The organism is Vibrio sp. QJM3NY_27 (genome assembly GCF_057785955.1).
Genome location: NZ_CM173512.1, coordinates 937,796 through 952,411 on the forward strand (window position 1 = coordinate 937,796; position 14,616 = coordinate 952,411).

9 protein-coding genes are annotated in these 14,616 nt (G+C 45.9%); 3 read left to right on the plus strand and 6 right to left on the minus strand.

The annotated features are described in order from the left end of the window. Positions 1 to 507: 507 nt before the first annotated feature. The gene (gene pulA / locus AC3CIA_RS19950; protein ID WP_488519644.1) at positions 508 to 4,167 is read right to left on the minus strand and encodes a pullulanase-type alpha-1,6-glucosidase; all 3,660 of its coding nucleotides are present in this window, start codon (positions 4,165 to 4,167) and stop codon (positions 508 to 510) included. A 403-nt stretch (positions 4,168 to 4,570) separates the two neighbouring features. After that, positions 4,571 to 6,343 carry an alpha-amylase family protein gene (locus AC3CIA_RS19955; protein WP_488519632.1) on the minus strand — a complete coding sequence of 591 codons (1,773 nt, stop codon included), beginning with the start codon at positions 6,341 to 6,343 and terminating at the stop codon, positions 4,571 to 4,573. A 179-nt stretch (positions 6,344 to 6,522) separates the two neighbouring features. Between AC3CIA_RS19955 and AC3CIA_RS19960 the strand changes: the two genes are divergently transcribed. Beyond that, positions 6,523 to 6,912, plus strand: coding sequence for a DUF1294 domain-containing protein (locus AC3CIA_RS19960; RefSeq protein WP_372124634.1), 390 nt, complete (start codon positions 6,523 to 6,525; stop codon positions 6,910 to 6,912). A 57-nt stretch (positions 6,913 to 6,969) separates the two neighbouring features. On the opposite strand, the gene AC3CIA_RS19965 is transcribed toward AC3CIA_RS19960, so the two are convergent. Continuing rightward, the gene (locus AC3CIA_RS19965; protein ID WP_010431665.1) at positions 6,970 to 7,554 is read right to left on the minus strand and encodes a LysE family translocator; all 585 of its coding nucleotides are present in this window, start codon (positions 7,552 to 7,554) and stop codon (positions 6,970 to 6,972) included. Positions 7,555 to 7,695: 141 nt separating this feature from the next. Between AC3CIA_RS19965 and AC3CIA_RS19970 the strand changes: the two genes are divergently transcribed. Beyond that, on the plus strand, positions 7,696 to 8,136 hold the full coding sequence (locus AC3CIA_RS19970; RefSeq protein WP_010431662.1) for an Lrp/AsnC family transcriptional regulator: 441 nt from the start codon (positions 7,696 to 7,698) through the stop codon (positions 8,134 to 8,136). Between the two features lie 26 nt (positions 8,137 to 8,162). Beyond that, positions 8,163 to 9,092 (plus strand): LysR family transcriptional regulator, encoded by a 930-nt coding sequence (locus AC3CIA_RS19975; RefSeq protein WP_054545872.1) that lies wholly within the window; start codon positions 8,163 to 8,165, stop codon positions 9,090 to 9,092. A gap of 184 nt (positions 9,093 to 9,276) precedes the next feature. Here AC3CIA_RS19975 and AC3CIA_RS19980 read toward each other — a convergent pair whose 3' ends face one another. The 3 genes from AC3CIA_RS19980 to AC3CIA_RS19990 all read right to left on the minus strand — a co-directional run bounded on the left by AC3CIA_RS19980 (position 9,277) and on the right by AC3CIA_RS19990 (position 14,608). Next, on the minus strand, positions 9,277 to 10,338 hold the full coding sequence (locus AC3CIA_RS19980; RefSeq protein WP_171307570.1) for a c-type cytochrome: 1,062 nt from the start codon (positions 10,336 to 10,338) through the stop codon (positions 9,277 to 9,279). Between the two features lie 9 nt (positions 10,339 to 10,347). Further along, positions 10,348 to 10,989 (minus strand): c-type cytochrome, encoded by a 642-nt coding sequence (locus tag AC3CIA_RS19985; protein WP_016797888.1) that lies wholly within the window; start codon positions 10,987 to 10,989, stop codon positions 10,348 to 10,350. A gap of 526 nt (positions 10,990 to 11,515) precedes the next feature. After that, entirely contained in the window at positions 11,516 to 14,608 is a 3,093-nt protein-coding gene (locus AC3CIA_RS19990; protein WP_488518908.1) for a molybdopterin-dependent oxidoreductase, read from the minus strand. Positions 14,609 to 14,616 lie beyond the last annotated feature (8 nt).

Below are 14,616 nucleotides of genomic sequence, written 5' to 3' on the forward strand. Positions count from 1 at the left end.
TCACTCAATACCTAATTATGAAATAACCACTGACCTATGCATAATTATAGATAGCCAATGTAAGTGGATGATATCGGCTATTTATAGCTTTGATTAACTAGGTGTTTAATAAAAACACTATCACCTCTTTTACTCTTCTCGAAAAACTTAATACTGTATGCGAATTCTATGGACTAGTAGCCACTCCATTACTGACCTTAAATTAGATTTATGATATTTACCCTCGATTAAACTAACAGTTCACACGAAGTCGTCATCCTTTCTACTAAGAACTAAGAACTAAGAACTAAGAACTAAGAACTAAGAACTAAGAACTAAGAACTAAGAACTAAGAACTAAGAACTAATATAGTTTGTACATCGTTTTAGTGAAGAGCATTAATCGATGGGAGGCAAAGGTAATGGTGCATTTGGGTTGGAGTTTATTGAGCACAAAAAAAGGGAGACTGACGTCTCCCAAAGGCTAGTTTGCGCTGGTTTTATTATCTGTTTATTAGAGGTTTAAGGCTTAATTCTTGACTACTGAAACTACGGCTTTCTCCACATTGTCATCTAACTCATGAATCGCATTCAGAGTGAATGTGTAGTTGCCAGCTTCAGTTACGCTTAGTTGGCAGTTACCATCAGTACCTAGGTCGATTGACCCATCGGCAAGTTCAACTGAATTACAACCAAGGTCAAGTTGATCCCAAGTAGCATCGGCAAACTTAAAGCCGTGTCCATCTTTATCCTTTTCAGGCATAGGCACCTGCACTGTCAAAGAGTAAACACCATTAGCAACAAAGTTCATCGCCCAATCATCAGCTGCGCCCCATCCATTCATGTCACCACGAACGTAAACCGTCGTTTGGCCGTAAGGCGGAATGCTAGATACATCCTTGTCTGAGTTATCAACTGGCAACCCCGCTCCTTGTACGTCGCTATTTTGGGCTTGTACGAATACTGCGGTTGTTAACGCAGGTACGGTGAAGGTTTCAGCGGCGAAGGTTGCGCCTTTTACAATGTCATCTTCAGAATTTTGTTGAACGGTGTGGAGTGCAAAGCCGGATGCTCCTGTGATTTTGAACGATTGAGATTTATTGGTTGAGTTTACAACAGCAACAATCGCATCGTTGGCAGGATCTAGGTTAGCACCGGCTGAAACACCATCATCAATAGACATCACGATCAGTCCTTCGACTTGATCTTCACCTACATTACGGAAGTCGACACGCTTCATGACTTCGTCTGCTGTGTCTAAGCGGAACAGTTCGCTTGAGCTACGGATTTTCAATAGCTCTAGGAATTGCTGCTTAGTCAGCTCAATGTCGTCTGCGTCTGGTTTAGCCGTGCTGTCAGCAATGATAGTTTTGATCAAATCCCAGTTAGCACCATCTTTGTCTTCACGTGGTAGGCCAACATTCCAGTTGTTGCCCGTACCATCGAACATTACGCGGTTGTACCAGTCGCCAGAGTCGTAAGAATCACGCTGCATAGACTTAGAGCGTAGCAATTCAGAACCCATATGGATGAATGGTATGCCTTGGCCTAACATCACAGTAGAGAGCGATACAGACTGCATGCGAGCACGCTCTGCAGAGCTAGTACCTGCAGCGATCTTGTAAGCATTGTTATCCCAAAGCGTTTGGTTATCGTGTTTGGAAACGTAAGAGATGTTCTCTGAAGGCATCTTGGTGTAGCCAGCAGGCGCGCCGTTGTAGTCAACGTTTTTGCCGAGCTTAGTATCACCTTTGTAATCAATCAACACGTATTCTGCGAGGTTACCTGCCATGCCTAAGCGAACAAGATCTTGGTTGTGTAAGCGACCGTTGATTGAATCTTGATCAACTTTGGTCTCTTCATTGGCAATCGCGGCATTACCAAAACCTTGGTTGAAGCGAAGTGGGTGGTTGCCTTCTGAATCGACGCCACCATCAAACGGGCTACCGCCACGTACGGCGTCACGTAAACGGTCCGAGAAGGTACCGATTTCTGTGCCTGCCATGTTGATTTGGTTTGCTTGATCGAAGCGTGCGTTATCCGCTACTTCGCCAAAGTCCCAACCTTCACCGTAGAACAGGGTATTCGGGTCGATTTTGCGCACTTCTTTCAATGCTTCGACCATTACGTCTTTTGGCTGGTGGCCCATTAAGTCAAAACGGAAACCATCCACTTTATAATCGTCAGCCCACACCTTAAGTGAATCGACCATTAACTTACCCATCATCAGGTTTTCAGTCGCAGTGTTGTCACAACAAGTCGAGTTTTCGACGCCACCTGTGTTGACGTTAAGGCGGTGATAGTATCCAGGGACAATCTTATCCAGTACCGATTTATCGTTCACACCAGACGCATTGGTATGGTTGTATACCACGTCCATGATCAGCTTTAGATCCATGTCGTGCGTGGCTTTTACCATTTGACGGAACTCTAGAATACGCTGAGAACCGTTTGGATCTGTCGCGTAGCTGCCCTCTGGAACCGTGTAATGGAATGGGTCGTAGCCCCAGTTGAAGCTGTCGAGCATACGCAGGTCGTTCATTAGCGCTTGCGCATCGCCTGTTGAAGGATCATAACCATCGAGTACATCTTCGATGACCTTATTTTCGTCTTCGTTTCCACACAAAGCGGCAGCAGGTTTTACATCACATAGCTTACCAACGGTATCAGTAATATCGACACGGCTCGCTTCATCTTCATCGACGGTAGCGATATCGAATGCCGGTAAGATATGCAGCGTAGTTAAGCCTGCATCTTTCAAAGCTTTTAGGTGCTTGACCGACTCACGGTCTGCTTCTGTGAGAGCTAGGTATTTGCCGTTCCATTCTTTTTTTCCTAGGGTATCGCTGAAGCTAAAGTCACGCAGGTGTGATTCGTAGAGTACGTGATCTTCGTCTTTCTCTACCGTTGGGCGTTTATATCCAACCCAACCTTCAGGCATTAATGCCGCATCATTAAGGTCGATAACTTGAGAGTATGCAGAGTTTTTCGACAAACTGAGTGAGTAAGGGTCGGTTACTAGGCGAGTTTCAATGTTACCTGTGGTTGGATGGTAGACTTTCACTTGGTAACGGTAGTAACTGTTGACTGCATTAGACACAGCATCAGTCGCCCAAATACCTGTCTCAGTGCTCTCCGTCATTGGGAACACTTGTGAATTTTGCAGATCTTCGCTGTATAGGACGAGTTCTACATCTTGCGCTGTTGGTGCCCAAAGTTTGAAGGTAGCCGCACTGCCTTCAACAATCGCGCCTAGTTCTTCACCCATTGCATTACCAGCATCTTCGCTAGCAAATACCGCATCAAGCACACCTGGCTTTTGAACCTCAGTTGAAGAGATAACATCGCCATTGGCATTATAGGCAACAAAAATTATCTGAGATTTTAAGATGGTGCGTAATGTGTTGTCGTCAACGTCGATAGCAAGGGCAGGTAAGCTTGCAAGGTGGCGGAAACGCTCTTTCAATTCAGAAGACAATTCCCCATCTTTGCTTAGTTCAATTGCAGTGCCGCCCACGATCTCTTTGTCGTCGTTCATTGTGATGCTGTTATCGAGTGCGTAGAACAGTTTCACCGAATCGGCGTTACCAGCGGCTTCCCAAGCGATTGTCTCTGCGTCCAACCAATGTGCTTTTTGGCCATCAATATTGACTGGTCTTTCTGAGATTGGGTCGTAGTACAACTCGCTGCTGCCATGGAATCCGAATACACCTTGCGAATCACCAAGCTTGGTCAACTCGATTTTCGAATTGGCACTACCAAACGCTTTTTCGTCGCCATTGTGTAAGATGAAGTTCATGCATTTATGCGGGTCAGAAGCATCTGGATCGACTTTTAGCACATAGTAGGCACCGTAGGTATCGCTGATACCATTAAATTCGTAAGGTGCTTCCCAGTTAGTACCGGTTTCGCTGAGACCCATCGCGATTAAGTCGGTGCTGGTGCAGCCTTCGCCATTCCATAGGTGAAGTCCCCAGCCGTCGTAAGTAGAGCCCGAAGTGCTTGCAGCTGCAACATCACGTTTGTAATACACAACGACTTCGTTTTCGCCTGCTTTGTATAAGCCACTGTTGCCAGCATCCGTGTCGCTGTCGTTATCGCTACCACAGCCTGCGATAAGGGTGGCGGTGAAGAGAGGTAGAATCGCTTTGGCTAGCGTTGACCGTCTGAAGCTTCTCTTTTTTGTAATGTCGAAGGTGCGTTGTAGAGTGATGTTCTTATTAATATTTATGTTGTTCACGTTTGATATCCATATTTCACTTTTTATGAAGATGAATATCCTAGTCCGAATGATGGCCAACTATTTGTGATGGCTATATGTAAAGTTGTTTTTAATACGTAAAAATAGGAAACCTAGTGTCAGTATCACGCTTTGTATTTGGTTTAAGTGAAATTAATTGGATCAATAGCTCATATGTTCGATATTAATAACATAAGGCGTAGAAGCTAGGAGTAGATAATAAGGATGAGAGCTCATCCTTATTAATGTGAGGAAGGTATCGAATTGAGAGGTTGTTAATTTAACTTGGGAATTAAGTTAATTATCAATTAGTAAGTTAATAGTTGTTCGGTAACTAATATTGAACGATAGGTTATTCATCTAACGATAATACCCAAACCAAAGATGCGAGCGGTTTTAATTCGATATTAAAATTTCCGATGCTATTTTCAACGTTGAATACTTGTTGGTGAACGCCCTCAATATGTTCATCTAGCAAGTAATTGCCATCCGTTGTTTTAAGCTTTTGGATGACATCATTTGGGACCTTCAAGTGAATACTCTCAGTGGCGTGTTGGCTGAAATTTGCGGCAACAATAGTGAGTTCTTGGTCATCATAGCGCAGGAATGCGTAGACTGAATCACTCAAGTTGTTGCTCCGATGTAAGTCTCGATATTCTCCAGTCATTGAAGAATGCTCAAGCGAAAAGTTCATTACCTTCTGATAGAAGTGACGTAGTTGCTTTTCGTTATGGTCTAATAAACCGCCATCGAAGGCACCGTGGTTCATCCATTTTTGATGTTGTGGAACTCCGATGTAATCGAATATAGAAGTGCGTGAGGGTTGTCCAAAGCCTGCATCTTCCGCTCCCGGTTCGCCAACTTCTTGTCCAAAATAGATCATGGTCGGTGAACTGCTTAATAATGCGCTGACGAGCATTGCAGGCTTCGCGATATTAGGGTTGCCAACAAACTCGGGAGAAGCAATTCGTTGCTCATCGTGATTGTCCAAGAAGTGCATCATGTGATGTTCAATATCCATCATCTGATGTTGGATATCGGGGATGATTGCCGTTGAAGCCTTGCCTTGAATGATGTCTTTTAGACCGTCATAAAGGTCAACTTTATCGTACAGGTAGTCCATTTTGCCGAGATGAATGTAGTCGCGGTATAAGTCCGGTTGATAAACCTCTGCCATCAGAAAGGCATCTTGGTTTTTCATCTTTATCGATGAATTGAGGTAGCTCCAGAATTCGACTGGAACCATCTCAGCCATATCGTAGCGAAACCCATCAACGCCTTTTTCTAACCAAAACAAGGCTATGTCTCGGAATTTAACCCAAGAGCTAGGCACATCAACAGATTCCCAAAAGCGGAAATGATCCATGTAATTTCTTTGAGCATAGTCACTTGGCAGTTCAGGGAAGTCTTTTGAACCGTCAGGTTGCACGCCGTAATTGATCTTCACCGTTTCATACCAATCATCGAAATTGGGCTTGGCTAAGCGAGAGCCGCTACCCGTCCATTTGGTGGGCGTTTCGATAAACGGAGAGCGTAGGTTAGGGTGCTGTTCACCACCAAGCGGGGTAAAGGCAGGAGCTATATCTGGCAGTTCAAAGGCGCTGTTGGGAATATAGTAGAAGTTATTGTCTCGGTGATACTCCAGCACAGTGTCATCGTGAGCGCCAAAGTCACTGACTCCCTCTGGATTGTTTAAGCCTTTATAATGGCGTGCAACATGGTTAGGGACGATATCGATGATCACCTTTAAGCCGCTGTCGTGACTTCTTTTGATTAGTGCCTCAAATTCTTCTAATCGATGTTCAGGATTCTCAGCGAGATCAGGGTTTACGGAGTAGTAATCTTTGACGGCATAAGGTGATCCCGCACGGCCTTTCACTACGCTCGGGTGATCGTCAGAAATATTTATGTGTTTGTAATCATTGATGACGGCGTGATGTGGCACTCCGGTGTACCAAATATGCGTAATGCCGAGTTTGCGGATTTCAGACAGCGCTTTGTTTGTAAAATCACTGAACTTGCCGACGCCATTTTGCTCTATTGTGCCCCACGGAACATGTTGAGTGTTTTTGTTGCCAAATAAACGCGTAAAAACTTGATAGATGGCGTACTTTTGGTTGTACATATTTATAATTCCTTTAACTTCCATCATGTTATGTAGGGATGAAAGGGCTTTCTCTGAATTGGGAGGCTGACCTAATTGCTGTTTTATTTATACCAATCGTGGTAAATAACGGCTCATCCTTATCAAAATCTACAGGGCGTAATTGCTACAGTATGTGAGCTGTTACCCAAAAGGAGTTGATGTTGTCTTCATCTATTCAAATCGCCATCACCTATCTGGTTCTGGTGGCGGTGTCTGTGTTGTTTGCAGAAAGCTCTAAAGCGCTGTTGGCGTGGTATTTAGTTATCGGTGTGGTGACGTTTTTTGTATACGCAAAAGACAAAAGAGCAGCAATCAATGGTAATTGGCGTGTGCCTGAGAAAACTCTCCATATTTTGTCTGTTGCTGGTGGTTGGTTAGGGGCTTTGATTGCTCAAGATAAGCTGCGCCATAAAACGCAGAAGCAGCCGTTCAGATCTATCTATTGGCTGACAGTGGCAATGAATGTAGCGGTGTTTGTGTGGACGCTAACCCCTAGCGGGCAGGCGTTATTTGGTCGTTGGTTAAGTGAGATTATTGGATATCTTTAACCAGAACGATGGCTAGCACTTGTGTACTAACCATCACAAGATAAGAAACTTATTCGATTAGAGCATTGGAATCGTCGAGGCTAACAGTAAGCCCGCCATGCCGTAATTAAAGCTTTTGATGCGTACTGGCGTTGTTAGCCAGTGCTGTAGCTGTTTGCCTGCAGCTGTCCAGAATGTCACTGACGGTAAGTTGGCTAGCGTGAAGATCGCTGCGATGATCGCAAGCTCCCACCATGAACTGCCGCTGCTATAAACTGAAATCGCAGTCAGCGCCATTGACCAACCTTTAGGGTTCACCCACTGAAAACTTGCCGCGCCAATGAAGGTCATTGGTTTATAAGCCTCGGTACTTTTGGCTTTGCCGCTCAATGCTATCTTAATTGCTAGGTACACAAGGTAAGTCAGGCTTAGATATTTCAAGATTTGGTGAGAGACCGGATAGGCGTTAAAAATTCCCATTAAGCCGAAACCAACCAACAACAACATGGCTGCAAACCCCAGAGCTATCCCAAGCATGTGCGGAATAGTACGGGCAAAGCCAACATTGGCACCTGATGTCATGAGCATGATGTTATTTGGACCCGGCGTGAACGTCGAGACAAACGCAAACAAGGCAAGTGCGCTAAGTTGTTCTAAAGGCATAATGGTTCTCCTGCAATAAAATGAACGAAGTGACTGACCGATCATGACTTTCACGTGTTGAGAAACATAGTAGGTGGAAAGTGAGGCAATTATGTGCTTTTATTTCACTTATTATCACTAAATGCACAATAATAAGTACCTATGGATAGATTTGACGAAAGGATATTGCAAGAGCTTAAATTGGACGGCAGAATCTCCAACATTGAGCTTTCAGAACGAATTGGCTTGTCGGCTTCAGCGACTCTAAGGCGAGTTCAAGATCTCGAACGTAAAGGGATCATTCAAGGTTACCGCGCAGTTCTGGATAATGGCCTGATGGGTGTCGGCTTTATTGCTTATGTTTCGATTGGTTTATCGAGCCACAGCAAATCGGCTCAGCTTGAATTTGAACAGCATGTCAGCATGGAAAAAGAGGTGGTGGAGTGCCACAACATTACCGGTGCTAACGAATATTTGCTGAGGGTAGAAACCAAAGATCTGCCGGGCTATAAGAAGTTTCATGCCGATGTACTTGGGGAATGTGCTCAGGTTCAATCCATTACAACCATGGTTGTGATGGATACCCCCAAAGATGAACGCTAGTCGAGTTTTATATCAGGAGAGGCGCAGTGCCAAATACTAATCAGTTGTTATTGTTCTTAGATGTGGTTCAACAGGGGTCGTTTACCAAAGCGGCAACCTTGCATGATATGGACAACTCATCACTCTCTAAACAGATAAAAAAACTCGAGCAAGACTTAGGTGTTCAGCTGCTCAACCGTTCCACGCGCTCGTTCTCGCTGACGTCAGCAGGGGAAGATATTCTCGCGCAAACCTATGTGCTGAAAGATACTATCAATCAGATTCAAGGTATTGCTGATTCCTATCAGTCTGAACCCAAAGGTGTGCTGCGAATTACTTCACCGATCTATTTTGGTCAGCAATATCTGCAACCTATCATCACGCAGTTCATGAGAAAGTACCCGGATGTTCAGATCGTGCTGTCATTGGACGACAAGATCGCCAACATTATCGCAGGGCAGTTTGATATCGCATTTCGCTTCAGCAAGCTTGTTGAATCGAATTTGATTGCCAAGAAGATTGCCGACAGTAACTTTATGTTGGTTGCCTCGAACGACTTTGTGAAGCAGCATGGTGAACCTAAAACGCCACAAGATTTGCTCGCGTTACCCGCTGTGATTTATACCAATGGTGATATGACGGTCGATCATCTGAGAATCAGTGAAGAGCCGGGAGGAAATACTTTCCAGAGCCTAACGATTCGTGGCAACTATAAGGTCAGTGATGTTCGCACCATGGTGTCTTGCGTGAAAGATGGTCTAGGTTATGGCTTCCTTGATCAATCAAACCTGTATGCATCAATGAAAGAACTCGGCTTGGTCACTTTACTTCCAGATTATCCAATCTCTACTGCTGATACGGCTATTTATGCCGTTTACCCGCACCGTAAGCAGACCAAGCTGGTGAAAGAATTCATCACTACGGTTCAAGACTATATTGGCTCTCCGACGATTTGGGAGAAGATGCAGCAAGGTTAGTTATTTTTCTAATCGTTCAAACACAAAAAGCAGCCAGATCGTCAAACGATTTGGCTCCTTTTTATTCGTCCAGTTGTCACTAATTTACAATGTAAAGCTTAGCTATAGCTGGTGTAAGCAACTATCCGGTCTCACTGAAATGCATGACTACTCACGAATACCGGTTACTGCTCTTTAAAACGAATTAGTGATCATTAATCACTTCTTTACCACTTGGGTAGGCTTTTGAACCCAGTACATGACCGTCGACTTCTTTGCCATAGTAACCTTGGTGGCTGTGGTAACGCTTAGCATTGCCGGCAACATCGCCTTTGTATCGAGGGTCTTGTGGGCGTTCATGACTGTTTACAAACGCGGCCACATCCCACGCATCCTGAATTGACAGCTGTTGGCTTTTTCCAAGCGGCATGTTTTCGTAGATGAAGTACGCGGCGGTGTTTACGCGGTGCATACCTGCGCCCCAGTTGAATGAATTTTCGCCCCAAAGTGGTGGTAGGTATGAGCGGCCGTCGTCCCCTTTGATACCTTCACCATTCTGTCCGTGACACGTTTGGCAGCTGGTTTGATAAACCTTTTCGCCACGCGCTATCGACGGTTCTTGTTCAGGGTTAGCAATCTTAGGGTAGCCGCGACCTGCAAGCTTGCTGCGGTCATCGATTGGGTATTTGCTTAACAGCTCTTCAGGAAGAGGGAAGCTCTCCGCTTTTCCTCCGACTTGTAAATCTGCATCACTAATCTCAGGAACGGGTGTGTCTTGCATGCCGTTCTTATCCAAGATACCGCCCATTGCCAACCAGTACGAGTAAGCGGTTAGCGCGACCATCTCTTTTGAGCCCACTGCTGGTGGTAAACCATTCATTGAGTAAGTGAAACAGCCTTGGATACGTTCTGCGTAGCTGTTTACTTTGTCATTTTTAGAGCGATACGCAGGGTAAGCCATATACGCTCCCCAAAGAGGCGCAGCATTTGGTTTCATGCCCGCTTGCATGTGGCAGTTGACACAGTTTTGTTCATTGCCTACGAACGTACCACGCATCTGTTGTGAATCGACAAACAGCGAATAACCCAGTTTTACTTTGTCGCCAAACTCCCCTGCAGGAATATCTACCAAGTCTCGTGGCACCAGATATTTGTTATCTTGAGGCTTCTCAACGGCTGGTAATTCGGTTTGGCGATCAGGCAACTCAGCTTCGGCATAAGCGATTCCCGAGGCAAGGGTTGCGGTAATTAGAAGTAGTGTTTTCATGCGAGCCCTTTAGTATCGGAAAGATGCGAAGTAGTACGACAGGTTTTTGATTTCATCGTCGGTTAGCTTGCCCGCGATGTTGCCCATCATGTTCAAATCATCACCCTTCCGAGTGCCGTTTTTCCAAGCGTTGAGCTGAGTTTGAATGTAGTCGGCGTGTTGACTGGCCAAGCGGGGGAATTTGTCTACGCCCATCCCACTTGGTCCGTGGCAGGTTGCACAAGCTGGGATGTTTCGGTCCCAATCGCCTTGGAATACAAGTTTACGATAAGGGTTATCGATATCAGCTTGTGAGCCGCGCTGTTCTAAATCGGTGAATTCGTATGAAGGCAGTGATGCAAAGTATTCTGCGACTTCACGACGAACGGCAGGGTCAGACACACCGTCAGCCATTCCCTTCATGATTGCGCTTTGACGCTCACCACTTGAGAACAGGATTAGTTGGTGTTCGAGGTAATCAGCATTGAGCCCTGCAAGCATAGGGGCGATGTTGGGCATGCCTTTACCGTCGGCTTGGTGGCAGCCGCTACAGGTTTCTGCAGCTTCTGGCATAGGGTTAGGCGCTGCTTGTGCAAAAGCGGATAAAGAAAGGCTTCCTAGAGCAGCGATGCAAAGCGTTAAAGTTTGAGTTTTAATTGTCAGCTTAGTCATGAGGCGTCGCTATTGGTTATAATGCACGCATTTTCGACATAATTGGTTGTTCGCGCTATTGTGGATTTCCACATTAATTCACTCGAAACTTGAGGTGAGTCTCACATTAATAACCTCAATCGCCATAATGGCATTGATGTGAACTTTGATAGGCTGATCCAACTATCGTTAACGAAATGCAAGGGAACTGCCATGTTCGCCTCGGTGTAACTGCTTGTTAAGGCTCTTTTATGGCACCGATTGTATAAGCATAGCTGCTTTATGAATGCTGGCTAAAAAAGTTGTGGTGAAATGAAGATTACTAATGGCTTTGGGTTAATTACTCTATCTAGACCGGATGCTTTATCTAGCTCCGATGCTGTATGTAGATTGGGCGTTTTATCCAAATAGGGTGCTTTTCCAGATCAAGGGGATGAAAAAGCAGAGCAACCTCGAATGACGAAGTTGCCCTGTTGTGTTCTCATCTGCAAATCAGATAAAGAAGTGTTTTGATTAAGTGCTTAAGTTAGAGCTTACAGAGTTTAAGCTAGACCTTGTAGATCTTAGCCGGAAGCGCTTGTCTTGCTGCTGCACCCACAACCCAATCTAACATCACGCCTTTGCCTTCTCTCGTCGGGTCAATCAAGCCTATATCATTGATGTTAACTCCATCGTTCGACTTCATCTTCACTGGTTGTTGTGTGTCACCAATCCAGTGTGCACGTTCACCGAGCTCTTTGTGTCCAAAGCCGTGTTCAAAGCCTAATGTGCCTTGTTTGATGCCATCAATCACCATCGCCAACGCGTGTGTAGTTGAACTCGGTGTTTCAATGGCAAATACGTCGCCTGTTTTGATGCCAGCAGAAGAGGCGTCTTGCGGGTGAATGTAAACTGGGTTCACGCCTTTGATCGACTCCAAACGTGGTGACAGGTTAGACACCGCGCTGTGAATGTTGGATTTAAAGTTGGTTAGAGTAAATGGCCACTCTTTGGTCGGGAACTGCTCTGCCAAAGGTGTGCCGTCTGCTAGCTTCTGTGGATACCATGTCGGGCAACCCATGTACTGTTCGCCACTGATGGTGTTGCGAGAGGTCCCCAGCTTTTCATTCCAGATAGCCAAAGGTTTGGTCCATTTGTACTTCATAGTTTCATTGGTGTAGGCATTGGTTGCGTCTTCAAAACGACCGCCACGCGCAAAGATGTACGCCACTTTGAGCATCTCTTCTGGCTTAAGCGTTTTGTTCATTACAGGCACTAGGCGCTCTAGACCAGACCAAACGATATCTTCGGCATCTACATTCGGCACTCCGCCTTTAACGAACGCTAGATTAGCCGCAGAGCGTAAGTAGAAATCTTCCGCACTATGGATGCCGTGCCAGTTACCTTGGTTGTCTTTGATTACGTTGTCGCCGAAGCCGCCCAAGTTGAGGGCTTTCGCCAGATCAATAAAGAAGTTTTCTAAGTTGATGGCACGCCCGTCTTGAGTGCGTGAGGTTTTAGGCTCAACTATCGGCCAACGAGCAGTGATCGCTTTAGTTGCAACGCCATGCCAAGGTGTTGCCATACCCCAGCTCTCGTAGGTCACCGTGTCCGGCACAAGGTAATCTGATAATGCTGTTGTTTCATTGATGAAGGCATCGATAGAGACGATCAAACCAAGCTGTTTTGGATCCTTAAGCTTCTCACCTAGCAAGTTGTCTAAACCCGGAACGCCATAAAGTGGGTTTGCCATGTGGTTGATCCACGCTTTTGCGCGGTAAGGATAGCCATCAATCGCAGCTGATAAATGCTCGGTTAAAAGCGGTGCTGATATTGGATACCACGGCGCACGTGTTGGGTAGGGTGATTCACCTGCAGCAACACGGCGTTTGTATTCGCTGGTCTTGTGATACGGGAATTTGCTGCGAGACAAGAACACACCTTGCGGCTTAGTCTTACCCTTGAACTTGGTAAAGTCGTAACGTGGGCCAGCAACAGAAGTTGGGTAGCCACCTGCTTTCGCCATCGCCCCGCCTTTTGCATTGATGTTACCAATCAGCGCGTTCAGCATTAGGATTGAGAACGAGTTGTAGAAGCCGTTGGTGTGCATGTTGCCACCGTGGGTATCGACGACGGCTTTCGTTCCGTAGCTGGTGAAGCGTTTCGCCAGTGCAATAATCTGGTCTTGTGGAATTTCACACTGCTCACTGTAGTAAGCAAGGTCATATTTGAAGGCTTCTTCTTTTAATCTTTGTAGAGAAGACTTAACACGAACGGTTTGACCATCGATTTCTACGTCTTGATCAACGAACAACGCAGCTTCATCGACCTTAACATTCGACGTGATCAGTGACGTTGTAACATCAAGCACGACAAATCCGTCATCGTCAGACATCGGTTCGCCCGTTTCTAGCAAACCAATATCCGATGTGCGAAGCATACGGCCGTTTTGTGGGTGTGTTTCGTCGCTGATCACTAGGTGAGATGCATTACACCAGTGTGTAGTGCCTGCTTTCTGCATCGCTTGTGCGCTTGGGCGAGACAAGAAATCATGGTTGTAGCGCTGGTTCTCGATTATCCACTGGATCATACCCAGAACTAATGCTGAATCAGTTCCCGGTTTGATCGGGAGCCAGTTGTTGCGATCGCCCGCCGCAAGGCTTGACGATCCTGCCGGAAGACTTGGCGTTACTATGGTGTAGCTGAGATTTCCGTTAGTACGAGCCTCAGCAAGTTGTCGTGCTTGGCGCTTAAACGGGTTACCCGCTTGAGCCGGAGACATACCGATGAAAAGGATGAATTCAGCATTGTTAAAATCGGGCTTTAAGTGCGAGAACTTATCTAAGTCATTCATGATCGCACCAGAACCAGCACGGAATGCGTAGCCACAGTAGGAGCCGTGGTGACCGAAGTTACGAGTGCCGTAGCTGTTGAATGCAAAGCGCTTCAAGATGTCGTCACGACCTTCATTACCCGCGTTGGTCACCAGAAGTTGGTTGGCTTTTGGTCCGTATTCAGGGTTGTTCGGATCAAGTGGTGTTTCGATATCACGAATCGAACGTAAGCCCTCGACTTCGCCCTCTCCGAATAAGTTACCACCTTCGGTGATCTCAGAGATGAGTTGTTCGTAACTGATCGGCTCCCATTTACCTTCACCACGCTTACCTACACGTTTGAGCGGTTGAGTGATTCGGTACGGGCTGTTTTGAATTTCTAACATGCCGTTACCGCGGGCGCAGGCTGTCGAGCGGTTATTGATACCTGATTCACCAGACAAGCCAATGTAGGCGTCTTTTACGGGCGTTTTGAACGGGATTTGTTGGTCGCTTGATAGCGGGTGGTACGGGTTACCCGAGATACGCAAGATCTCGTCATTGCGATTATCGATACGTACACGCAGGCCACACAATGTCCAGCAACCAAAACACATTGATGGTGCAACGCGTTGGTTTGGATTCGGCGAGATCTTACCTTGTTCATCGACACTGTATTCCGTCTCTAACGAATTACCGTGATGGATGTGATTGGTTTTCTTACCAGCGGTGCCATCAATAGCACCGTGAACCATATGCTTTGTGGTTGTCGCATAACCTGCAGCAAAAGCTCCAACACCACCGGCAGCAAGGCCTGTTTTCAAAAATTGACGACGTTTGTTATCCATGATGATTC